Below are 23,588 nucleotides of genomic sequence, written 5' to 3'. Positions count from 1 at the left end.
AAATATGCAGCAGATAGAACCTCAAGAGAAAGAAGATAAAATTGATCTAAGAAAAATAATCTCCCAATACCTTTATAAATGGCCTTGGTTTTTGGTGTCCGTTTTAGTTTGTGTAACAAGTGCTTATATTTATCTTAGATACAGTGTTCCTAAATACCAAACAAAAACCACCCTTAAATTTGATAAAAAACAAAATGATCTTACCTCGGCATTATCCGATCTCGATAATTTGGGGATAGGTTTAGGAAACTCAGACGAATTGAAAAGTGAAGCTGCAGTGGTAACTTCACGACCTATATTGATGCAGGTTGTTAAAAACCTTAATCTTAATGTTGAGTACTTTTATAGCGGGGAAATTAAAGATTCCCAGCTTTACACTAAAGTGCCCATTTCAGGAGATATCATCAAATTCAAAGATGGGTTCGTATCTTCAGAATACAAAATTTCGAATCTTAAAGGAGATGAATTTATTCTTGAGAATGAGAAGTATGGTAAATTAAAAGGAAAATTTGAAGTACCGTTGAACATTGATTTCGGAATAGTTGTTTTACACAGAAATCGTCAGTTTGACGTTAAGCCCGATTACAAAATAATTTTCTCGAATCCTATAGAAAAAGTTAAAAAACTTGAAAAAACAATTCAGGTAAATTTACCGGATGAAAAAGCGCTCCTTATGGATATCACTCTCATAGGAACGGTTGCGCAGAAATCAGAAAAAATTCTTGATGAAGTTACCCATCAGTACAATTTAGACGGACAGAAAGATAAAAACTTGCAGGCTGAAAATACGCAGAAATTTATCGACAAAAGACTGGAAGTTATTACTCGTGATTTATCAGGGGTTGAAAATCAGAAAGAAGACTTCCAGAACCGCAACCGCATTGTCGACCTTCAGGCACAGGCTGAACTCGCTTTGCAAAACACCAGTGATAATACAAAGGTGCTTCTTCAGCAGCAGGCTCAGCTTGACCTTTTAAATTCTCTTACGTCTGAAGCTGCAAAAGGTAACAACCAGCTTATGCCTTCTAATTTGGGGCTTAACCCTTCCCTAGAGCAGTCGATATCACAGTATAACCTTCTTCTTATCAACAGAAATAAAACGTTGAAGCAGGCTACCAATGAAAACCCTGCTGTGATCGAAATGAATCGGGAAATAGCTTCCCTGAAAGATATTATCCGTGACAATATCCGTGAACAGAAAGATGCTGTAAAAGCTACCATTTCAAAATTACAGAATGAGATCAAAACAACTAATAATGTTATAGAAAAAGTTCCGGGACAATCTAAAATTTACAGGGGTATAGAACGTCAGCAGAATCTTAAAGAACAACTTTTCTTGTTTTTGCTGCAGAAAAGAGAAGAAAATGCCATCAATTTATCGGTTGATGTTCCAAAAGCTAAAATTGTAAATCCGGCATACACTGATGATATTCCTGTTTCTCCGAAAAAAGATGTTATTATTCTCGGAGCATTTTTATTAGGTTTATTAATTCCTTTTGCTATTTTCTATTTATTGTTTATTTTGGATGATAAAATTTATACCAAAGAAGATATTAAAGAGCGGTCAAACCTTAGTATTTTAGTTGATATCCCTTCTTTGAAAGCAGATGATAACCATTTGGTACAAAGAAATGATTTTTCAGAGCTTGCGGAATCATTTCGTGTGTTAGCTTCCAATCTTAAATTTGTACTTCCTAAAAAAGATTCTGCAAAGGTTATTATGGTGACGTCATCCGTAAAAGGTGAGGGGAAAACCTTGGTTTCCGTAAATCTTGCGCTAACTGTAGCAAATAAAAACGGAAGAACTCTGCTCATAGGTTCAGACATCCGGAATCCTCAGATTCAGAGATATGACAGTGAGCCGGTGAAAAGAAAAGGTCTTACGGAATTTTTATACGATGAGTCTGTAAATGTTGAAGATCTCATTCATACATCTTACACTAATCCGTACTGTGACGTAATCTATGCTGGAACGATTCCTCCGAATCCTCAGGAGCTTCTTTCCAACGGAAGATACCAGGAGCTGATCGCTCAGATGGCCTCCCAGTATGCTTATATTATTATAGACTCTGCACCGCTTATGCTCGTATCGGACACATTAAGCATAGCAGATGTGGCAAATGCAACGTTGTATGTGGTGAGATCAGGAGTTTCAAGAAATGTACTTATTGATTTCGCTGAAGACCTTGTAAAAGACTCAAAATTAAGAAATGTATCTTTTGTTGTAAACGATGTTTCCAAAAAAGCAAGAGGATACGGATATGGTTATAATTATGGTTACGGCTATGGATATAATAATAAAGAAACTAAAAAAACTTGGTGGAGTAAAATTTTTAAGTCATAAAAATGGGTAAGATTTTAATTACGGGAGGAGCAGGGTTCATAGGCTCCAACCTTACGGAATATTTTTTAAATAAAGGCTACCAGGTAGTCTGTCTGGACAATTTTTCAACAGGAAACCGTCACAATGTTGAAGGTTTCTTAAAAAATCCGGATTATAAACTGATTGAAGGAAGCATCTGTGATCTCGAAATCTGTAAGGAAGCTGTAGAGAATGTAGATTATGTCTTGCATCAGGCTGCTTTAGGTTCTGTTCCAAGATCGATCAATGATCCCATTACAAGCAATGAGGTAAATGTTTCAGGTTTTCTGAACATGCTTGTTGCTGCAAGAGATGCCAAAGTTAAACGTTTCGTGTATGCAGCTTCATCTTCTACTTACGGTGATTCGGCTTCTCTTCCTAAAGTGGAGGACGTGATTGGGAGACCATTATCTCCTTATGCAATTACCAAATATGTTAATGAGCTGTATGCAGATGTGTTTTCCAAAACATATGGCATAGAATGCATCGGACTGAGATATTTCAATGTATTCGGGAGAAGACAGGATCCCAACGGTACCTACGCCGCAGTGATCCCTTTATTTGTAAAGCAGCTGATGAATCACCAGTCTCCGAAAATTAACGGAACCGGAGATTATTCAAGAGATTTTACGTACATTGATAACGTGGTCCAGATGAATGAACTCGCTATGCTTACCGAAAATCCGGAAGCAGTTAATACTGTTTACAACACGGCAGTAGGAGACCGTACAACATTAAATGACCTCGTGAACTATATTAAAAAATATTTGAGCGAATACGATGAGCAGATTGCCAATATTGAAATCTTACATGGGGCAAACCGTGTAGGGGATATTCCGCATTCACTTGCATCCATTGAAAAAGCTAAAAACCTTTTGGGATACCATCCAAGCCATACCATTGAAAATGGACTTAAAGAAGCCATTAAATGGTATTGGGAAAATTTAAAATAAACTGTCAAAAAGAATTTTTGTGGAAAAACAATATAAAATTGCCGTTATCGGTTTGGGATATGTAGGATTACCGCTCGCCCGTTTATTTGCAACAAAATACCCAGTAGTGGGATTTGATATCAATCAGAAAAGAATCGAAGAACTAAGAGGAGGAAATGACAGTACGCTTGAAGTGGAGGCTGATATTTTACAATCTGTTCTGGTAAACGAAAACCCTTTTAACAATGAAAATGAAAAAGGATTTTTTGCTTCAGCCAATATTGATGATATCAAAGATGCAAATATATATGTGGTAACCGTACCTACTCCTGTAGATAAGCACAACCGTCCTGATCTCACTCCGCTTTACAAATCTTCTGAAACGGTTGGAAAGGTTCTTTCTAAAGGTGATATTGTAATCTATGAGTCTACAGTTTATCCGGGTGCTACAGAAGAAGAATGTATTCCTGTGCTGGAAAGAGTTTCAGGAATGAAATTCAATGAAGATTTCTTTGCAGGCTATTCTCCAGAGCGTATCAACCCGGGAGATAAAGAACATACGGTAGAAAAAATTCTAAAAGTAACCTCGGGTTCCACGCCGGAAATTGGAGAAATTGTGAACGGTTTATACCAATCTGTTATCGTAGCGGGTACCCACCTTGCTCCCACAATCAAGATTGCTGAAGCTGCCAAAGTAATTGAAAACTCACAGAGGGATATCAATATTGCGTTTGTTAACGAGCTTGCTAAAATTTTCAATCTTCTTGAAATTGACACGCATGAAGTATTAAAAGCTGCAGGAACAAAATGGAACTTTTTACCTTTCAAACCGGGACTGGTTGGAGGTCACTGTATAGGAGTGGATCCTTATTATCTTGCCCAGAAAGCACAAGAAAACGGTTATCATCCTGAAATCATCCTTGCAGGTCGCAGGCTTAATGATTCTATGGGACAATATGTAGCATCTGAGCTGGTGAAATGTATGATTAAGAAAAACATCAACATCAATGGCGCAGAAGTTCTGAACCTGGGAATTACATTTAAAGAAAACTGTCCGGATGTAAGAAATACAAAAGCCGTAGACGTTATCTGCGGACTGGAAGATTACCAATTACAGGTCACTACTTTCGACCCGTGGGCAAATCCTGAAGAGGTAGTTCATGAGTACGGACTTACAGTAGTGAACGAAATTCCGGATAAGAAATTTGATGCGGTTATTCTTACGGTTGCCCATAAGGAATTTATGAACATTAACCTCAAAGATTATTTGAAAGAAAATGGTGTGGTGTATGATGTAAAAGGAATTTTGAAAGATGTTGACGGAAAACTGTAAAAAAAAATAATATTATATTGTAATGATAAAAAATCTTATTGTATTCGGAACCAGACCAGAAGCTATAAAAATGGCTCCTTTGGTGAAAGAATTTAAGAAGAATAATGTAGACTTTGAAACCAGAGTATGTGTTACAGCTCAGCATAGAGAAATGCTTGATCAGGTTTTAGATTTTTTTGAAATTATTCCGGATTATGATCTGGATTTAATGAAGCCGAACCAAAATTTATATACTTTAACAGCAAACATTATTGTTGAGTTAAAATCTGTTCTTGAAGATTTTAATCCTGATTATGTTTATGTGCATGGTGACACAACAACTACAATGGCTGCAAGTATTGCATCATTTTACTCAGGTTCAAAAGTATGCCACGTAGAAGCCGGATTGAGAACTCATGATAAACGTTCGCCATTTCCAGAGGAAATTAACAGGCAGGTTACAGGACGTATAGCAGATTATCATTTTGCACCTACTGAAAAATCAAAAAGTAATCTTCTTAAAGAAGGTATATCCGAAGAAAATATTTTAGTTACTGGAAATACGGTTATTGACGCTTTATTAGAGAGTTCTTCGAAAGTTTCTTCTATTAGCAATGACGAGATAAAATCCCTTAATGATATAATTGATTTTAATAAAAAGCTTATTCTTGTTACCGGACATAGAAGAGAAAATCACGGGCAGGGCTTTATCAATATTTGTGAAGCATTAAAAGAAATTGCATCTAAGAACAGTGATGTACAAATTATTTATCCGGTACATTTAAATCCTAATGTTACAAAACCAGTATATGATATTTTGTCTGGTGTAAATAATATTTTGTTAATTGAACCCTTGGCTTACCCTGCTTTTGTATGGCTTATGAATAAAGCCTACATTATAATTACCGATTCAGGTGGAGTACAGGAAGAGGCTCCAAGCTTAGGAAAGCCAGTTTTGGTAATGCGTGACACCACTGAGAGACCTGAAGCAGTAGATGCAGGAACTGTTATTTTAGTGGGAACTGATACTGATAAAATTATTTCAGAATGTTTTAATTTATTAGATAATACCCATATTTATCAAAAAATGAGCGAGCTTCATAATCCGTATGGCGATGGTAAGGCTTGTGAAAGAATAGTAAATTTTATTAAAAATATATAAACTTAGACAGATGAATTCACCCAAAGTAGTGACAATAGGATTAGGTTACATAGGTTTACCGACATCAGCATTAATCGCTAATAATAAGATTGCGGTACATGGTGTTGATATTTCTCAACACGTAGTAGATACAATTAATGCAGGTAAAATACATATTGTAGAACCGGATCTGGACAAAGCAGTCGCAAGTGCGGTAAAAGAAGGGTATCTAAGAGCCAATACAAAACCTGTATCGGCTGATGTTTATCTGGTAGTTGTTCCAACACCATTTAAAGGAAACCATGAACCAGATATTTCATATGTACAAGCAGCAACAGAAGGTATTATTCCATTATTAAAAGAAGGAGATCTTTATATTATTGAATCGACTTCTCCGGTAGGAACTACTGAGAAAATGATGCATCTTATTTTTTCAAGACGTCCTGAACTGGAGGGTAAGATTTATTTAGCGTATTGTCCTGAGCGTGTTTTACCAGGAAATGTAATGTACGAATTAGTTCACAATGACCGTGTAATTGGGGGGGTAGATGAAGAATCTACTCAAAAGGCAATCAATTTTTATTCGCAATTTGTAAGTGGAGAATTGCATCCTACAAATGCCCGTACAGCTGAAATGTGTAAATTAACTGAGAATTCATCTCGCGATGTACAGATTGCTTTTGCCAACGAATTATCTTTAATTTGTGATAAAGCTGGAATCAACGTTTGGGAGCTTATTCGTTTGGCAAATAAGCACCCTCGTGTTAATATTTTACAGCCTGGTTGCGGAGTTGGAGGACACTGTATTGCCGTTGATCCTTATTTTATTACTTCCGAATATCCATTAGAATCAAGAATTATAGGGCAGGCAAGAGAAGTAAATAACCATAAATCATTCTGGTGTGCGGAAAAAATTAAAGAAGCTAAAAAAGAGTTTAAACTGAAATATAACCGCGAACCGAAAATCGCTTTAATGGGCTTAGCTTTTAAACCGAATATTGATGATTTACGAGAATCTCCTGCAAAATATATTGTTCAAAGAGTTTTACAAGAAGCAAACGATGATGAATACTTTATTGTAGAACCAAATATTCACGAACATAATATCTTTAAATTGACGGATTATAATGATGCTGTTAAAAAAGCTGATATTGTTGCTTTATTAGTTTCACATAATCAATTTAAAAATATAGAATTTCACGAAAATCAGGTTGTATTAGATTTTTGTGGGGCAACAAATTAAAATGGCTCAAAGTACAAATAATACGGTTCAGACTTTTTGGGTAATGGTGGGTAGCCTTTCGGCATTTGCTTTTACTATTATTAGTTCCATGATTTTGAGCCGTTATTTTAACAAAGAAGATTATGGAACATATAAGCAAGTCATGTATGTTTACTCAACTTGTGTTGTTGTATTTACCTTAGGATTGCCAAAAGCATATTCTTTTTTTTTACCTAGGATACCTGATAATCAAGCGAAAGATCTGATTAATAAAATTAATAATGTTTTATTGTTTTCAGGTGCTTTAATGAGCATTATGTTGTTTTTGCTTAGCAAGCCGATTGCGGCATTTTTAAAGAATGATGATTTAGCCATTCCTTTGATGTACTTTTCACCAGTCCCTTTTTTGATGTTGCCTACTATGGGGCTTGATGGGATTTTATCTACATATAAAAAAAGCTTTCTCATTGCGATATATAATATTAGTACAAGAGTTTTAATGCTTTGTTGTGTTGCATTACCGGTATTGATTTGGAAAGGAGGTGTAAAAGATGCAATAATGGGTTTTACAATAGCTAGTTTTATAAGTTTTTTAGCTGCATTGTATTTAAAATCTTATCCTGTCAGACAACTTAAAAAAGAAAAATCGAATATTTCTTATAAAAAAGTATTTGAATATACTTTGCCGATTATGTTTGCTGGTATTTGGGGCACAATTATCAGTTCAACGGATCAGTTTTTTATAAGTAGGTATTTTGGTACCGAGGTTTTCGCTGATTTTGCCAATGGATCGTTAGAATTGCCTTTTGTTGGAATGATTATTTCTGCGGGTTCTGTAGTTTTATCGCCAATATACTCAAAAAATAACTTTCGTCAGGATAAAGATTATAAAAAGGAAACTTTGAGGCTTTGGCATTCTGTATTTAGTAAAACCGTAAAATTAATCTATCCTGTAGTTGTTTTTTTCTTTTGTTTTGCTGATATCATCATGGTTTTATTATATGGTGAAAAGTATCATACATCAGGAATATTTTTCCAGATTAAATTGGTAGTGAACTTTTTTACGTTGATTTCATATGGACCATTAGTTCTTTCTATCGGAGGTGAAAAACATTATTATCGTGTACATTTATATGGTGCTATATTATTAATTATTTTAGAAGCATTATCGGTATATACAATTAAATCGGCAATTGCCATAACCGTAATTTCTGTTATATGTCAAATAGGTAGAATTATAGCGATGTTATTTTTTGTGGCCAAATATTTTAAAATTGATTTTATTGATTTATTCCCTGTCAAATTAATATTGAACTTAATAGTTCCCTCATTTTTGATTTTGCTTCCTTTAAGGTATTTTTTTATAAATTACACAACTCTGGATAAATTTTTCATCGTTTGTATTTCTGCAATATTATACATTATATTGATGTTTTTTTGGACAAAATATAAAAAGATTGACTATCATTCTATTTTTAAACCATTATTACACAAATTCGTAAAATGAAAAATCTCATAAAAAATGTAATTTTAATATTGATACCTTTTAGTAAACAATATTTAGAATTTAGGAAATCAGGGCAAAAATCCAGCTATTTTGTTTTTTTTAAATTTAAAACAGGAATTTCAAAAATACCTTTTCCTATTGAAAAAGGTTGTCAGGTTGCTCATTATAAAAGAGTGAAAATCGGGATTAATTGTTTAGTGACAAGACCAGGAAATTATATTCAAGCGGTTGGAGGTGTTGAAATTGGAGATTATGTGCAATTTGGGCCTAATGTAGGAATTTTAAGCACAAATCATGATTTGTATGACCAGCGGAAATATAACCATAAAAAAGTCATTATTGGCGATTATTCATGGGTAGGGATGAATTCTGTAGTATTGCCTGGTGTAGAATTAGGCAAAAGAACTATCGTTGCTGCAGGGAGCGTTGTTACTAAAAGCTTTCCGGAGGGTTATTGTGTTATTGCAGGTAATCCTGCAAAAAAGATAAAAGATTTAGATCCAGATAAGTTTATTCCTTGGAAAGGGGAAGTAGAATATTATGGCTTTATACCTAAAAATAAAATTTTGAAAAAATAAAAATGCAAATAAATACCCTGCAAATATTAAGGGCTTTTGCCGCAATAAGTGTTTTAATTACTCATGTGTTCCAAAAAAGTAATTTTAAGCCTTTCGGCGAATACTTTTTATCAGGTCAGTATGGCGTTGATATTTTTTTTGTTTTAAGTGGATTCTTAATATATTTAACGACTAAAGAACAAGCAAACCCTTGGAAATATCTTAAAAAAAGAGTATTCAGAATTTATCCTTTATATTTATTTGCTTTACTATTTTATATTTTGTATAAAATAAATTTTCAGGATTTTAACCTAGATTTTAAAACACTTTCTCAAAATATTCTTATGCTTCCTTGGGATACAAAATGGTCTTATAATAGCCTAATTGTTGGTGTTGCATGGTCTACTTTATTTGAAATGTTTTTTTACAGTTTGTTTTTTATTCTTCTTTTTTTTAAAGTTCAGAAGAGAATTATTTTTGTTCTGATTCCATTGTTATTTTTGATTTGTTTTTCTCTTATTAAATTTACTTCGATTGAAAATAACATCCCTTTTGTATCTTTATTCGTAAGTCTGGCAGGCTCTCTCCATATGATTCTTTTCCTGGCAGGTTGTGTAATAGCAGAATTATTTATAAAGAATAGAATTCCTAAATTGAAGAAAAATGTATATAGTCTTATTCTGTTTGGATCTTTTGTTTTCATGATAATTGCAATGCTAATGCCTTATAATGATATACTTTCATTTTTTGCATGCATATTGTTATTTACTTCTGTTCTTCAATATGAAAATTATTTCTCTCTTGATATTAATAAGAGATCTACGGCATCTATGATTTACATGGGAGACATTTCTTATTCAATTTATATTTTCCATGTATTAATAATTAGCTTACTTATTATTTGGATAAAGAATATACCTGCTCTTTTAGCTGTAACAATATTATTAACATTAATAATTTCAAGCTTTACATATAATTATATAGAGAAGAAATTTATTACACTAGGTAAACAATAATCTTTATTTTTAAAAGACAAAATATATTATGGCAGTTTGGCAGAAAGAAAATAATGAGGATAAGGTAATAAAAATAATTTTATTCCTGGTTTCACCCATTCTCGCATTTCTATTTTCACTACGTACTTTAAAAACAAAATCTTCGTTCATTATTATCTTCCTGTTTTCTGTTTTTTTTGGTCTTTCTTTCTCGGTTGATAAAGGGAAAAATAGTAATGATAGTATCGACGGATCGACTTACCGCGAAAAATTTGAACACTATAGGTTTGTTACTGATTCAAAATTTTACAAAGATCTTATAGAATATTTTACTTTTGAAAAAGGGAAGCAGGATTATTATTTTGATACGGTAGCATTTTACGTATCGCGTTTTACATCCAATTACCATATCATGTTCATGGTTTTTGCAATCGTTTTTACATTTTTTGCCTTAAAATCCCTTAAATTTTTTATCGCAGAAAAAAATTATTCAACTTCTCTTGCCTGCTTTATTTTGTTGTATTTATTCATGATAAATCAAATATTCAATATAAACGGAGTACGGTTCTGGACGGCCGGCTGGATTGGAGTGTATAGTATTTTTCAGATTTTTAGAAATGGGAAGTATCAGTATTTTCTTTTGCTGTTGTGCGCACCATTTTTTCATGGAGCATTCTGGGTTTTCTTAGGAGTTAGTGTCATTGCGTATTTTGGCAAAAATTTTTATAAGCTGTGGACAATCTTATTCTTTGTAAGCTTTTTAGTATCCAATATTTCTTTAGACCTGGTTAGAAACTATATAGATCTATTCCCTACTTTTATTGTGAAAATGGCTGAGTCTTATACAGACGAATCTTATATACAAGGAAAAGCGAGTGGTGGTACCGGTTTTTATTGGATTGCTGCAACATTCGATTTTCTGACCAGGGTTTACATGAATTTTTTAGTGTATTTATTTATTAAAAATTCAAAAGAAATCATTGATAATGCTAAGACTAAATATCTGTTCTCATTTTTACTGGTGCTGATGGTATTTGTCAATTTTACAATGGCAATCCCTTCTCTTGGTGGAAGATATATGCTATTATCATACCCTATAATTGCCTATATTTGGCTGGTGAACTTCAAAGGAAGAAAATATAATAAGGTTGTGTATGCGATGCCGGTCATTTTTTCTTTCTCTTTTTATGTGCAGGCTGTTTTGTACATGAAAGTGCTTGAACCTGTTTTCTATTTTTCGAATCCTATTTATTTATTATATCTCTATTTGTAGATAAGTTATATCTCTAAATTTTTAGATCGAATATTGTAAGCAAAATTGTTAAATAATTTTATTCTAATTTAATGTTAAAAAAATATATATTAAGTGATTTATATCGGATTTATCCTAAAAATAAATATAAATTCAAAGATATTTTATATAACATGAGTAACCCGGGCTTTTGTTATTTAGTGTTTTTCAGAATGTGTTCGTTATCTAATAATAAGCTTATCCGGCTCTTTTCAAAATTTGTCATTCGACATTTAAGATATAAATTTGGATTTCAAATTGTTCCCAACACTAAAATAGGTTTAGGCTTTTACATCGGCCATTTTGGTCATATTATTATTAATCCAAAAGTGAAAATAGGAATCAATTGTAATATATCTCCCGGAGTAACTATCGGAAAAATTCATGGCGGTAATAAAGAAGGTGCACCCATTATTGGAAACAATGTTTGGATTGGAACAAATGCGGTAATTGTAGGGCGTATTGTGATTGAAGACGATGTTTTAATTGCACCTGGAGCTTATGTTAATTTTAATGTGCCAAGTGAAAGTATAGTCATAGGTAATCCGGGGAAAATAATTCCCAAAAAAAATCCTTGTTATAATATAATTAATAATAAAGTTGAATGAATATTTTAATAGTTTCCCACATGATCTATCCTTTTCAATCCCCTCGATCTTATCGAACAACCGAATTGGCTGTGGAATTAGCGAAAAATCATAATGTTACTTTAGTAGCCAATTGCTCTCCAGAAGAATATTCAAAATGGAATTTATTTAATAAAATTAGCTTAAAATCTTTTTCTAAACTTTTATTTATAAAAAAACATTCTAATAAAAAAGAAAAATATTCATTGATAGATAAAATTCTGTTAAAACTCTTCAGAAAAAAGATAATGTATCCAAATATTGAGTTTTTATGGAAGATTCCGCAGACATTAAAAGATTTTAGTGATTTTGATGTTTTAATTTCCATTGCTGCGCCACATGCAATTCATTGGGGGTGCTACAGAGCAATTCGCAGTAATACAAAATTAGCAAAAGTATGGATAGCAGATTGTGGCGATCCATTTATGATGAACGTTTTAGAAAATCCCCCTTTTTATTTTAAACAATTGGAGAAACAATTTATGGAACGTGCTGATTTTGTTACTATTCCTATAGAAAATGCCAGAAGTTCATACTATCCGGAGTTTCATGACAAGATACATGTAATTCCTCAAGGTTTTAATTTTTCAAATACTAAAGTTTTTGAGGGTGAAATACATAATTCTGTGCCTACATTTGCGTATGCCGGAGTTTTTTATCCGGAAATTCGTGATCCCAAATTGTTTTTAGATCATTTGTGTACCATAAAAGATGACTTTAAATTTATTATCTACACAAAAGATGATAGTTTAATCAAAGACTACTACAGCCGTCTTAATAGTAAGATTGAAGTGAGGGAGTATATACCCAGAGATGAACTAATTTACGAATTAAGTAAAATGGATTTTTTGATAAATTTTGAAAATAAAGAGTCAGCTCAATCTCCTAGTAAATTAATAGATTATGGCTTAACGAATCGCCCTATACTTAGTATGCAATTTGACATTAATAATATTTCTGATTTTGATCAATTTTTGAGAGGAAATTATAGCAATTCGCTGGAAATTGATATAGATCAATATAATATTGAAAACGTAGCCAATAGGTTCATCGAATTAATAAATACAAAATTATAATGATTACCCTTTTTTATTAATTAAATGAAGATATTATTTTTTATTGATAGTCTGGGTTCTGGCGGAGCCCAAAAGCAGATGGTTGAATTGGCTAAAGGATTTTTAGCTAATAATAACGAGGTGCAATTTTTAGTATACCATCCGCTGGATTTTTATAATGCTGAATTAAGTAATGCTGGAATTAAGATTAATTTAATTAGCCACAAAAATTATCTGCGAAGAATATTTAAGATTAGAAAATTTATACGAAACAATAATTTTGATGTCGTTATTTCTTTTTTATCAGGACCTGTTTTTATTTCCGAAATTTCGTCTCTGCCTTTTCGTCGATGGAAGCTGATTGTAGGGGAGCGTAGTGCAAATCCGGTAATGCAAATAAAAATGAAGTGGAAAATAATGAGACTTTTTCATAGTCTGGCGGATTTTGTGGTCTGTAATTCCCATCTAAACGCAAATATGGTAATTCGTTCCAATCCTTTATTAAAAAATAAATGTAAAACAATTTATAATATAGTTGATCTTGAAAAGTATTCTACTTCTCCAAGTTCGGATAATAAAAAATTTAATTTAGTAATTCCTGCCAGTCATCAGTATTTAAAAAACCTGAATGGGCTTATTGAAGGTATAGCTCTTTTACCTAAATCATTTCAGGAAAAATTGGATATTAATTGGTATGGAGAGGTTTTGGACAAATCCTTAGATGAAGGGAAATTAAAAATTGAAAAGTACGGATTAGGCAATATATTTAAATTTCATCATCCAGTAAAAAACATTCATGAGGTGATGCAAAAAGCTAATGGAGTAGGGCTTTTTAGTTTTTATGAAGGTTTGCCTAATGCTGTATGTGAAGCAATGGCTTGTGGAAAACCTGTTGTCGCATCTAATATTTCAGACAATAGTATTTTAATTGATAATGATTCGCTTCTATGCGTTCCGACCGACTCAACGTCAATCTCAACAGCACTTAAAAATATGCTTAGCTTAAATAAAACGGAACTTGAAGATATCGGTAAAAGAAATAGAAAATTTGCTGAGAAAAATTTTAACTCTTCTATAATTATTAAACAATATTCTAATCTTTTTGATAATGGCTAAAGCAAGAAAAATTCTTTACGTTGGTAATAATCTAAGCAAATACGGGAACACGCCGGGAACTGTAGAAACATTGGGAGTGTTGTTTGAAAAAGAAAACATCGAAGTGATCTATGCGGGCCATTCATTAAATAAAATTAAAAGGCTTTTTGAGATGTGTTTTTCTGTAATTAAAAACAGAAATCAAATCAAATACGTTTTAATTGATACCTATAGCACCAGTGCTTTTTGGTTTGCATTTTCAGTCGGGATGATTTCAAGGTTATTAAATATAAAATATATTCCTATTCTTCATGGAGGGAACTTACCTGAAAGATTGAAAAACTCAAAATGGTGCAGTGATCTCTTATTTAAAAATTCTTTTGAAAATGTTGCCGTATCAGGATATTTAAATTATCACTTTCAAAAAAACGGCTATAAATCCATTATTATACCCAACAATATTGAAATTGAGAATTATCAATTTAAAAAAAGAAATAAAATATCTCCAAACATATTATGGGTGAGATCTTTCCATGCAGACTACAATCCGAATTTGGCAATAGATGTACTGGAGATTGTAGCAAAAAAATATCCACAAACAAAATTATGTATGGTAGGTCCTGATAAAGACGGAAGTATGGAAGTATTTAAAAAATATGCTAAAAAAAAATCTTTAATGGAGAAAATTAAAATCACGGGCCGATTAGCAAAAGAAGAATGGCATAAATTATCTGAAGAATATGATATCTTTATCAATACTACGAATTACGATAATACACCAGTAAGTGTTTTGGAGGCAATGGCATTAGGACTTCCGGTGGTAACCACCTCTGTAGGAGGGATTCCATTTTTATTGGATCACAGCAAAGATGCTTTATTGGTTGAAAAAAATAATAAAGAACAAATGGCTCAAGCTATTATAGATCTGCTTGAGAATCAGGATTTGGTAAACAACGTAACGGAAAATGCACTAAGTAAAGTTTCGAATTTTGATTGGGAAGTAGTAAAACATAAATGGATTAATCTATTATCATGAAAATATATAATTTAATTTTAGAAAAAATGGTCATGCCTATTGGTGACATTTTATTTTCAACTCAAACAATGGTTGAATTAAAAAAATGGCGACTTATATCTAAACTTTCAGAATCTGAATTGATTAATTTACAAAAAGAAAACTTATCTAATCTCTTGAAATTTGCAGTTCAGGAAATACCTTTTTATAAAGAATTGAAAACTGAGACTGCTGAAGATCCGTTTAATTGGATAAAAAAATTTCCAATTATGAAGAAGAAAGACTATAAGGAAAATATAGACGTATTGCTTTCTGAAGATAAAGAAAAACTAATCAAAAAAATGACTAGTGGCTCTTCCGGAATTCAGGGTATAACGTATATGAATGTAAAAGAACAAGATGTCAATAGAGCCATCCAGATGCTATGGTGGGAATGGGCAGGATGGAAGCCCGGAAAACCTATATTACAGACTGGGATGACTATTAATAGAGGTATTTTAAAAACTTTCAAAGATTATTTTTTAAGAACAACCTATAGCAATGCTTTCGGAATGTCTGAAACTTCGTCTGCTCAGTTGATGAGAAAATTTCGGAACAGGAAAAATTATCATATAGGTGGTTATGCTTCATCGATTTATTTATTAGCAAAAATTGCCGAAAAAGAAGGATTCAAGGATATTCACTTCGATGGTGCAATTAGCTGGGGAGACAAAATGTTTCCACATTTTCGTTCTAAAATTAAAGAAGTCTTTGGATGTAAAGTTTACGATACATATGCTTGTTCAGAAGGACTAATGATTGCAGCGCAGCATGATCTGGATTATTATTATATCATGACCCCACATATTTATCTGGAATTACTTGATAAAGAAGGTAACGATGTTGAAGACGGGCAGTTGGGTCATGTGGTAGTAACTAGATTAGACTCGAGATCAATGCCGATAATTAGATACTACACTGGTGATTTGGCAATTCGCTTACCTCGCAATCAATATCCTGCTAATAGAAAATTTGCATTTCCTTTATTAGAAAAGGTAATTGGTCGTGATACCGATATTGTACATACCAAATCAAATAAATTTATGATTGTTCATTTTTTTACAGGGATTTTTGAATTTGAAACTGGAATAACACAATTTCGTGTAATTCAAGAAGATATATCTTCCATGAAAATTGAATATATTCCATCTAAAGAATATGATGAATCTGTTTTGCCCCGAATTGAGAAAAAAATCCATGACCATCTTCAGGAAGATTTTCCAATAGAATGGATTAAGGTTGATGAAATTCCACCAACGGCTTCTGGTAAACCCCAAATAATCAAATCTTTAATTAAGTAAGCGAAAACTTATAATAATATTTCTTAATGAGAATCCTACTATTACATCAGTATTTTTTAGAAGAAGATGATCCCGGAGGTTCCAGATGGAACGAAATCACAAAAACTTGGACTGCTCAAGGGCATGAAGTGACTGTTATAGCAGGAATGATGCATTATTCAGGATCGGAAAAAAGAGCAGAATATAAAGGTAAATATTTCGTAAAAAAAAGACAAGGCGAAATAATAGTTCATCGAACTCATGTTTCAGAAGCATATAACAAGGGCTTTATAGGTCGCTTATGGGGCTATTTCTCATTTATGTTTTCCTCTCTTTGGGCAGGAATGTTTAAGATTGAAGGGAAATTTGATGCCGTTGTTGTAACCTCACCGCCGCTATTTGTTGGAGGTTCTGGTTTTCTGATTTCAAGACTCAAAAGAATTCCGATGATTTTCGAGATTAGAGATTTATGGCCAGAATCAGCTATTGATACCGGAGTACTTACCAATAAATTTATTATTAAGTTTGCTTATTGGTTTGAAGCTTTTGTATATAAAAGAGCAAAACTTATAAATGTGCTTACTCCTGCATTTTATAAAACTTTAAATGAAAAAAAAGGTGTCGATAAAAGCAAATTGATTATGATACCTAATGCGGCAGATTTTTCTCTTTCGGAAGAAATTATGAGAAATTTTGATCGCAAAAGCTTTAGAAAAGAGCATGATTTGGAAAACTATTTTGTAATTACTTATGTTGGAGCACATGGGGTTGCCAATCATTTAGACCAAATTTTGGATGCAGGCAAAAAGCTTGAAGATACAAATGTTTTATTTTTATTAATTGGACAGGGTATGGAAAAAGATCGATTGAAAGATAAAGCAAAGCAAATGAACGTAATTAATGTACGCTTTTTAAATCCTGTTCCCAAAAAAGAGGTATTTAAGTATATTTTAGCATCAGAAATGGGAGCTTCTGTATTAAAAAAAGTAGAGACATTTAAAACGGTGTATTCAAATAAATCTTTTGATTATTTTTCATGTAAGAAGCCCATTTTGATGGCAATCGACGGAGTATCACGCGAATTAGTTGAAGAAGCCCGTGCAGGTATTTATGTTGAGCCCGAAAATGCTGAAGAATACAGTAAGGCAATACGTGAATATCTTAATGATGAAAAAAGGCTACAGATAGAAGGCCAAAACGGATATCAGTATGCGAAGAATAATTTTGACAGAGAGTTATTAGCTAAGGAATATTTGAAATCAATAAAACAAATCATTCGGTGATCATATTTTAAATAATATAATAATATAATGTACAATTTTTTTTTAAAAAGATTTTTTGATTTCATTATAGCGTTTTTAGGATTATTAATCTTATCTCCAGTTTTTATTATTGTAACCATTGGACTGTTTTTTGCAAATGAAGGTAAGCCATTTTTCTTTCAGGCACGTCCGGGTTTAAACGAAAGAATTTTTAAAATCATCAAATTCAAAACGATGAATGACAAGAAAGATGCTGATGGAAATCTGCTTCCGGATTCGGACAGACTTACTTCAATAGGAGCATTTGTTCGTAAAACTTCTCTTGATGAAATTCCTCAGCTTATCAATGTGTTGAAAGGTGATATGTCGTTGATAGGTCCCCGGCCCTTATTGCCACAGTATCTGCCTTTGTATAACGAGTCTCAGAAACGCAGGCACGAAGTTCGCCCGGGAATTACCGGATGGGCACAGGTAAACGGAAGAAATGCTATTTCATGGGCAAAGAAATTTGAACTGGATGTATGGTATATCGATCATTTGTCTTTTGCATTGGATTGCAAAATTATATTTCTCACTTTTAAGAAAGTTTTTAAAAAAGAAGGAATTAATAAGGAAGGGCAGGCAACGACAGAGGTTTTTAACGGAAATAATTAAACAGAAACAACATGTATTTATACGGAGCAAGTGGTCATGGCAAGGTAGTTGCTGAAGTTGCTGAAGAAAAAGGATACCACATTAATGGGTTTATAGATGAAAATATATCTAAAACTACACTGCTGGATTATCCTGTAATTCATAAACCGCCATCAAAAAGTATAGATATCATCATTTCAATAGGGAATAATCGAATAAGAAAGAATATTGTTGACCAGAATACGTTATTTACTTATGTTACCTTACTTCATCCGAAATCATCGGTCTCCAAAAGAGTAGATATAGAAGAAGGAACAGTTGTCATGTCAGGAGTCAGCATCAACTCTGCAGTGAGTATAGGAAAGCATTGTATTATCAATACCAATTCATCAATAGATCATGATTGTGTTATTGAGGATTTTGTGCATATTTCACCAAATGCTGCATTGGGAGGAAGCGTTTATGTAGGAGAAGGAACGCATGTTGGATTAGGAGTAAGCGTAATCCAGGGCATAAGAATAGGAAAATGGTGTACTATCGGGGCAGGAGCAGTTATCATCAGTGATATTCCTGACGGCGCAACAGTGGTCGGAAACCCTGGTAAAGTAATAAAAGTTACCGAATTATAAATAATAAAAATAAAAATTGAGTATGAACATCGAGGTATGGCTTTCTTCACCTCACATGGGAGGTGGAGAGCTAAAGTATATCAACCAGGCTTTTGAGACCAATTGGATTGCTCCTCTTGGACCCAATGTAAATGGTTTTGAAGGTGATTTGGAAAATTTTTTAAATCAGAAAACAAAGGTCGCAGCTCTTTCTTCAGGTACGGCGGCTTTACACCTTGCATTAATTGAATGTAATGTAGGGTATGGAGATGAAGTGATCTGCCAGTCTTTAACGTTTTCAGCATCTGCTAATCCTATCGTGTATCTTGGGGCAACTCCGGTATTCGTAGATTCAGAAAAGGACACTTGGAATATGTGTCCTGTGGCTTTAAGGGAGGCAGTGAAGGATAGAATTACCAAAGGGAAAAAGCCAAAAGCAATCATTGCGGTCAATCTTTATGGAATGCCCGCCAAAATGGATGAAATTTTAGCAGTAGCTTCAGAGTTTGATATTCCTTTGATTGAAGATGCTGCCGAATCATTAGGATCAACCTATAAGGGCAGAGCGTGCGGAACATTCGGACGTTTCGGGATCTTATCTTTTAATGGTAATAAAATCATCACTACTTCGGGTGGGGGAGCATTGGTTTGCCATTCTAAAGAAGATAAGGACAGGGCTGTATTCCTTTCTACACAGGCTCGGGATAAAGCACCACACTATCAGCATTCTGAGATCGGATACAATTACAGAATGAGCAATATATGTGCAGGAATCGGAAGAGGTCAGATGGAAGTTCTGAACAGCAGAGTAGAAGGCCGCAGAAAAATGCACGATTTCTACGCTGATGTTACTAAAGATATGGATGGTATTGAACTTTTTTCCGAGCCGAACGGAGATTTTTACAGCAATCACTGGCTGTCTGTAATTACGGTTGATAAGAAATTAGCATCAAAAAGCCACGAAGATCTTCGCCTGGCATTTTTAGAAGATCATATAGAATCACGTCCTATATGGAAACCAATGCATATGCAGCCTGTTTTCAAAGATGCACCATACTATGGAGGTAACTTTGCAGAAACGCTCTTCAATACTAGTTTATGTCTTCCTTCGGGATCTAATTTGACAGATGCTGATCGAAACAGAATTGAAAAAGTCATGGTTAATGTTTTTTCAAATAAAAAGATTTTAGTTTCGTAAACCACACCACACACCTACCATTGAATAATTTAATTATTCATAAAGACACCTAATAAAACTAAAATTAATACTAGTCCGGAAAATACAAGCCAGAGATAATTAAGGATTATCTCTGGCTTTTTATTCTAAAGAGCTCTTTTGAAGCTGCTGAAACATCTTAATGAAACTTCCTGTTAGAGTTACTATAACTATTGGTATTTAAACCATGGAAATTATTATAAGTATAATATAAATCTTTAAAATAAATATCAGTATCAGCATCGTTTTTCTCTACAAAACCAGCTTCTTTTTGCTTTCTGGTAACGCTGTGGGCATATTTCTTTTTAGAAACTGTTTTCCTCTTTGTACATCTGCAATACTGGTAATCCTGCTTTTGATGCTGATGAAGATCAACGATTACGATTTCCGAATTTTCATAGTTTTTAAACTTTACAAAAGTACTTTTATCAAGAGTAAACCATGGCTCACCATGATAAAAAAAATGATCGATGATTTCAGGGTGATGAACATCTTTTTTTTCTAAAGGAGCCGCGGAGTAATAGCCATTGCAATCCTTGCACATAGCAACTTGTATTTTTATAGACATAATTTTTTGATTTTAGTGTTGCCTTTGCTATATCAGAAGTTGTGCCATACACACAATTCCAATGTAAAATTATACTCACATTAAATTATTATTTTTTTATATGCTTAATGGAATATAAGGAAATAATAAACTTCTGCTTCTTCTTTTGATTTGCTGTAAATGCGTGCAGAATACAGGGTATATTTAAGGTTAAATTTGTTCAACGGTATGTTATCATAAATTAATTTACAAACTTTCATTAATATTTCCTTTTTAGCATAATTTTATGATCTTGGGTATAAAAACGGTAAAGAAAAAAACGATTTTTTTGAGTATTTTAACCCTTAAAAGTGTTTTTTTTACACTTTTTAATAAAAAAGTTAATATTTTTTTTAACGTTTCTTATCATAGTATTTTGTAAGGAAAATTTCATTATTATTTTTTAACATTTTTTTTACAAAGTGTTGTAAACTCATATTTTAAGATCAGGATAAGTATATAAAATATGATAACCTTATCATATTTTATATACAATTGTTATCATAAAAAATCGATATGTAAATTATTGATATGTAGGTAATAGCAGTAAATTTATTTTTTTTATTCATTTGAATTTTTATATTTGTGATGTTACATAAATGTTAACAATTAAATGAGCCCTAACTTTATTCATACGTATGTATCTGTAGATTGTGTAGTATTCGGATTTGATCTCGAAAACCGCCTAAATATTTTATTGGTTCAGCGACATGTGGATGAGATCCCTTTGGAAAGACAGAGAAAACTTCCGGGCAGTTTGATTTTTAGTGATGAAGATGTAGATGATGCCGCTGAAAGAGTACTTCACGAGTTGACAGGAATCAGGAAAATGGTCCTTAAGCAGTTCAAATGTTTTGCAGATCCCAGTCGTGCCAACAATGAACATGATATAAAATGGATGGGAAAGGAGTATAAGCATCATATAGACAGGATCATTACAGTAGCATATTTATCGCTCTGTAAGATCGATCATAAGATCAACAGCACAAAATATGACACAGTAGACTGGTTTCCGATTGATGAAGTGCCGACCTTGCCGTTCGATCATAATAAGATTATCAGCGAATCGCTGGTGGAGATCAGAAAGTGGATAGAATCCGACTTCTCCATTATTTTTGAGCTGCTGCCGAAGAGGTTTACGATCAGGCAACTGTACCAGCTTTACAGCGCATTAAGTGAAAAATATATTGACATTAAAAATTTTCATAAAAAAATATCATCCTTCAACTATATTGTACCGTTGGATGAGATTGAGAAAAACGTTTCGCACCGTGCTGCAAGATATTATAAGTTCGATGCAAAGATCTACAAGAAAAATAATACTAAACTAATCAAATAAATACGCTTCTATCTAAATTATGTACTTACTAGGCTATGACATCGGCAGTTCTTCTGTAAAAGTTTGTCTCATCGAGGCATCTAGCGGAAAGGTGATTGCTTCAGAATTTTCTCCAAAAAAGGAAATGAAAATCACCGCCATCAATCCCGGATGGGCAGAACAGAACCCCGGTGACTGGTGGACAAACCTGAAACTGGCTCATGAAGCTGTTATGCATGAATCAGGAGTACATGCGGAAGATATTAAAGGAATTGGCATTACATGGCAGATGCACGGGCTTATCCTTGTAGACAAAGATCAGAATTTATTAAGACCATCCATTATCTGGTGCGACAGCCGCGCAGTGCCGTATGGAGAAAAGGCTTTTAAAGAAATTGGTGAAGAAAAATGTTTATCTCATTTATTAAATTCACCGGGAAACTTTACAGCATCAAAACTAGCATGGGTGAAAGAAAACGAACCTGAAATTTTTGATCAGATTGATAAAATAATGCTTCCCGGAGATTATATCGCTATGAAACTGTCCGGACAAATCGGAATAACGATCGAAGGGTTGTCGGAAGGGATTTTCTGGGATTTTAAAAACAATTGTATTTCGGAAGACGTAATCGGCCATTACGGAATTCCTAAAAGCTTCTTCCCGGAGATTATTCCTACGTTCGGGATTCAGGCTACGGTTTCTGCAGCAGCAGCTCAGGAATTAGGTTTAAAAGAAGGAACACCGATCTCATATAGAGCAGGAGATCAGCCAAACAACGCACTTTCACTAAATGTTTTTAATCCGGGAGAAATTGCTTCCACTGCCGGAACTTCAGGAGTTGTGTATGGTGTGCTCGATCAGCTTGAATATGACAAATTATCAAGAGTCAATACATTTGCTCACGTTAATTATACACCAGAGCAGATCAGGCTGGGCGTTTTGCTTTGCATCAATGGGACAGGAATCTTGAATTCATGGCTGAAGCATAATTTTGCAACGTCATTATCTTCATACGGAGACATGAATGAGCTGGCTTCGCTTTCGCCTGTAGGTTCCAAAGGATTAAGTATTGTACCTTTCGGAAACGGTGCAGAAAGAGTACTGGAAAACAAAGAAACCAACTGTTCAATACACGGAATTAATTTTAATATCCATACAAAAGGAGACATATTGCGCGCAGCGCAGGAAGGAATCGTATTTTCTTACGAATACGGAATGAATATCATGAGAAATATCGGGATGGATATTCAGGTGATTCGTGCAGGAAATGCCAATATGTTTTTAAGTTCAATTTTTCGTCAGTCACTTTCCAGTGTCAGTAATGCAGTAATTGAACTTTATGATACCGACGGAGCTGTAGGAGCTGCAAGAGCTGCGGGAATAGGAATAGGGTTTTATGCAGATTCTAAAGAAGCATTTTCATCACTCGAAAAAATTGCAGTGATAGAGCCTGAACACGAGAAACAAGAACAATATCTGGAAGCCTATACAAGATGGAAGCATCATCTTAATGAAATAATCTAAAAACGAATCAG

At 33.4% G+C, this 23,588-nt stretch carries 21 protein-coding genes; 20 read left to right on the top strand and 1 reads right to left on the bottom strand.

Annotated features, from left to right (window positions below; genetic code table 11):
* The first annotated feature begins 4 nt into the window (after positions 1–4).
* From ACWNCI_RS06550 to ACWNCI_RS06465, 18 genes are all read left to right on the top strand, one after another.
* The gene (locus tag ACWNCI_RS06550) at positions 5–2,344 is read left to right on the top strand and encodes a GumC family protein (RefSeq protein ID WP_449387664.1); all 2,340 of its coding nucleotides are present in this window, start codon (positions 5–7) and stop codon (positions 2,342–2,344) included.
* A gap of 2 nt (positions 2,345–2,346) precedes the next feature.
* A complete protein-coding gene (locus ACWNCI_RS06545) occupies positions 2,347–3,315 on the top strand; it encodes an SDR family oxidoreductase (RefSeq protein ID WP_449387663.1) in 969 nt (322 codons plus the stop codon).
* Positions 3,316–3,334: 19 nt separating this feature from the next.
* The gene (locus ACWNCI_RS06540; protein WP_449387662.1) at positions 3,335–4,627 is read left to right on the top strand and encodes a nucleotide sugar dehydrogenase; all 1,293 of its coding nucleotides are present in this window, start codon (positions 3,335–3,337) and stop codon (positions 4,625–4,627) included.
* A 22-nt stretch (positions 4,628–4,649) separates the two neighbouring features.
* Positions 4,650–5,768 carry a non-hydrolyzing UDP-N-acetylglucosamine 2-epimerase gene (gene wecB, locus ACWNCI_RS06535; RefSeq protein ID WP_449387661.1) on the top strand — a complete coding sequence of 373 codons (1,119 nt, stop codon included), beginning with the start codon at positions 4,650–4,652 and terminating at the stop codon, positions 5,766–5,768.
* Positions 5,769–5,778: 10 nt separating this feature from the next.
* The gene (gene wecC, locus ACWNCI_RS06530; protein ID WP_449387660.1) at positions 5,779–6,990 is read left to right on the top strand and encodes a UDP-N-acetyl-D-mannosamine dehydrogenase; all 1,212 of its coding nucleotides are present in this window, start codon (positions 5,779–5,781) and stop codon (positions 6,988–6,990) included.
* Position 6,991: 1 nt separating this feature from the next.
* Complete coding sequence (locus ACWNCI_RS06525) at positions 6,992–8,476, top strand: oligosaccharide flippase family protein (RefSeq protein WP_449387659.1); 1,485 nt, start codon at positions 6,992–6,994, stop codon at positions 8,474–8,476.
* On the top strand, positions 8,473–9,054 hold the full coding sequence (locus ACWNCI_RS06520; RefSeq protein WP_449387658.1) for an acyltransferase: 582 nt from the start codon (positions 8,473–8,475) through the stop codon (positions 9,052–9,054). The genes ACWNCI_RS06525 and ACWNCI_RS06520 overlap by 4 nt, the downstream gene beginning before the upstream one ends.
* 2 nt (positions 9,055–9,056) lie before the next feature.
* Positions 9,057–10,049: an acyltransferase family protein gene (locus ACWNCI_RS06515; protein WP_449387657.1), complete on the top strand. Its 993-nt coding sequence runs from the start codon at positions 9,057–9,059 to the stop codon at positions 10,047–10,049.
* Positions 10,050–10,077: 28 nt separating this feature from the next.
* Positions 10,078–11,301 carry an EpsG family protein gene (locus ACWNCI_RS06510; RefSeq protein ID WP_449387656.1) on the top strand — a complete coding sequence of 408 codons (1,224 nt, stop codon included), beginning with the start codon at positions 10,078–10,080 and terminating at the stop codon, positions 11,299–11,301.
* A 71-nt stretch (positions 11,302–11,372) separates the two neighbouring features.
* On the top strand, positions 11,373–11,927 hold the full coding sequence (locus ACWNCI_RS06505; RefSeq protein WP_449387655.1) for a serine O-acetyltransferase: 555 nt from the start codon (positions 11,373–11,375) through the stop codon (positions 11,925–11,927).
* Complete coding sequence (locus tag ACWNCI_RS06500) at positions 11,924–13,021, top strand: hypothetical protein (protein WP_449387654.1); 1,098 nt, start codon at positions 11,924–11,926, stop codon at positions 13,019–13,021. The genes ACWNCI_RS06505 and ACWNCI_RS06500 overlap by 4 nt, the downstream gene beginning before the upstream one ends.
* A gap of 24 nt (positions 13,022–13,045) precedes the next feature.
* On the top strand, positions 13,046–14,116 hold the full coding sequence (locus ACWNCI_RS06495; protein ID WP_449387653.1) for a glycosyltransferase: 1,071 nt from the start codon (positions 13,046–13,048) through the stop codon (positions 14,114–14,116).
* Positions 14,109–15,131 (top strand): glycosyltransferase family 4 protein, encoded by a 1,023-nt coding sequence (locus ACWNCI_RS06490; protein WP_449387652.1) that lies wholly within the window; start codon positions 14,109–14,111, stop codon positions 15,129–15,131. The genes ACWNCI_RS06495 and ACWNCI_RS06490 overlap by 8 nt, the downstream gene beginning before the upstream one ends.
* On the top strand, positions 15,128–16,450 hold the full coding sequence (locus tag ACWNCI_RS06485) for a hypothetical protein (protein ID WP_449387651.1): 1,323 nt from the start codon (positions 15,128–15,130) through the stop codon (positions 16,448–16,450). The genes ACWNCI_RS06490 and ACWNCI_RS06485 overlap by 4 nt, the downstream gene beginning before the upstream one ends.
* A 26-nt stretch (positions 16,451–16,476) precedes the next feature.
* Complete coding sequence (locus tag ACWNCI_RS06480; protein WP_449387650.1) at positions 16,477–17,712, top strand: glycosyltransferase family 4 protein; 1,236 nt, start codon at positions 16,477–16,479, stop codon at positions 17,710–17,712.
* Between the two features lie 27 nt (positions 17,713–17,739).
* Positions 17,740–18,345, top strand: a complete 606-nt coding sequence (locus ACWNCI_RS06475) for a sugar transferase (protein ID WP_449387649.1) — start codon at positions 17,740–17,742, stop codon at positions 18,343–18,345.
* 11 nt (positions 18,346–18,356) lie between these two features.
* Positions 18,357–18,953 (top strand): acetyltransferase, encoded by a 597-nt coding sequence (locus ACWNCI_RS06470; RefSeq protein ID WP_449387648.1) that lies wholly within the window; start codon positions 18,357–18,359, stop codon positions 18,951–18,953.
* Positions 18,954–18,975: 22 nt separating this feature from the next.
* The gene (locus ACWNCI_RS06465) at positions 18,976–20,130 is read left to right on the top strand and encodes a DegT/DnrJ/EryC1/StrS family aminotransferase (protein WP_449387647.1); all 1,155 of its coding nucleotides are present in this window, start codon (positions 18,976–18,978) and stop codon (positions 20,128–20,130) included.
* Positions 20,131–20,287: 157 nt separating this feature from the next.
* Here the strand turns inward: ACWNCI_RS06465 and ACWNCI_RS06460 are convergent, their stop codons facing one another.
* Positions 20,288–20,716 carry a hypothetical protein gene (locus ACWNCI_RS06460; protein ID WP_449387646.1) on the bottom strand — a complete coding sequence of 143 codons (429 nt, stop codon included), beginning with the start codon at positions 20,714–20,716 and terminating at the stop codon, positions 20,288–20,290.
* A gap of 631 nt (positions 20,717–21,347) precedes the next feature.
* Between ACWNCI_RS06460 and ACWNCI_RS06455 the strand changes: the two genes are divergently transcribed.
* Positions 21,348–22,073, top strand: coding sequence for an NUDIX hydrolase (locus ACWNCI_RS06455; RefSeq protein WP_042719662.1), 726 nt, complete (start codon positions 21,348–21,350; stop codon positions 22,071–22,073).
* Positions 22,074–22,092: 19 nt separating this feature from the next.
* Positions 22,093–23,577, top strand: a complete 1,485-nt coding sequence (locus tag ACWNCI_RS06450) for a xylulokinase (protein ID WP_449387645.1) — start codon at positions 22,093–22,095, stop codon at positions 23,575–23,577.
* Positions 23,578–23,588: the final 11 nt, after the last annotated feature.

Source organism: Chryseobacterium lineare, assembly GCF_977014045.1.
This window is presented reverse-complemented; position numbering and strand designations above follow the sequence as displayed.

Coding starts and splice junctions, on each gene's coding strand:
- ACWNCI_RS06490 (WP_449387652.1), top strand. CDS start 14,109: ATGGCTAAAGCAAGAAAAATTCTTTACGTTGGTAATAATCTAAGCAAA.
- ACWNCI_RS06500 (WP_449387654.1), top strand. CDS start 11,924: ATGAATATTTTAATAGTTTCCCACATGATCTATCCTTTTCAATCCCCT.
- ACWNCI_RS06505 (WP_449387655.1), top strand. CDS start 11,373: ATGTTAAAAAAATATATATTAAGTGATTTATATCGGATTTATCCTAAA.
- ACWNCI_RS06495 (WP_449387653.1), top strand. CDS start 13,046: ATGAAGATATTATTTTTTATTGATAGTCTGGGTTCTGGCGGAGCCCAA.
- ACWNCI_RS06460 (WP_449387646.1), bottom strand. CDS start 20,716: ATGTCTATAAAAATACAAGTTGCTATGTGCAAGGATTGCAATGGCTAT.
- wecB (WP_449387661.1), top strand. CDS start 4,650: ATGATAAAAAATCTTATTGTATTCGGAACCAGACCAGAAGCTATAAAA.
- ACWNCI_RS06470 (WP_449387648.1), top strand. CDS start 18,357: ATGTATTTATACGGAGCAAGTGGTCATGGCAAGGTAGTTGCTGAAGTT.
- ACWNCI_RS06450 (WP_449387645.1), top strand. CDS start 22,093: ATGTACTTACTAGGCTATGACATCGGCAGTTCTTCTGTAAAAGTTTGT.
- ACWNCI_RS06455 (WP_042719662.1), top strand. CDS start 21,348: ATGAGCCCTAACTTTATTCATACGTATGTATCTGTAGATTGTGTAGTA.
- ACWNCI_RS06475 (WP_449387649.1), top strand. CDS start 17,740: ATGTACAATTTTTTTTTAAAAAGATTTTTTGATTTCATTATAGCGTTT.
- ACWNCI_RS06510 (WP_449387656.1), top strand. CDS start 10,078: ATGGCAGTTTGGCAGAAAGAAAATAATGAGGATAAGGTAATAAAAATA.
- ACWNCI_RS06515 (WP_449387657.1), top strand. CDS start 9,057: ATGCAAATAAATACCCTGCAAATATTAAGGGCTTTTGCCGCAATAAGT.
- ACWNCI_RS06465 (WP_449387647.1), top strand. CDS start 18,976: ATGAACATCGAGGTATGGCTTTCTTCACCTCACATGGGAGGTGGAGAG.
- ACWNCI_RS06480 (WP_449387650.1), top strand. CDS start 16,477: ATGAGAATCCTACTATTACATCAGTATTTTTTAGAAGAAGATGATCCC.
- ACWNCI_RS06550 (WP_449387664.1), top strand. CDS start 5: ATGCAGCAGATAGAACCTCAAGAGAAAGAAGATAAAATTGATCTAAGA.
- ACWNCI_RS06525 (WP_449387659.1), top strand. CDS start 6,992: ATGGCTCAAAGTACAAATAATACGGTTCAGACTTTTTGGGTAATGGTG.
- wecC (WP_449387660.1), top strand. CDS start 5,779: ATGAATTCACCCAAAGTAGTGACAATAGGATTAGGTTACATAGGTTTA.
- ACWNCI_RS06545 (WP_449387663.1), top strand. CDS start 2,347: ATGGGTAAGATTTTAATTACGGGAGGAGCAGGGTTCATAGGCTCCAAC.
- ACWNCI_RS06520 (WP_449387658.1), top strand. CDS start 8,473: ATGAAAAATCTCATAAAAAATGTAATTTTAATATTGATACCTTTTAGT.
- ACWNCI_RS06485 (WP_449387651.1), top strand. CDS start 15,128: ATGAAAATATATAATTTAATTTTAGAAAAAATGGTCATGCCTATTGGT.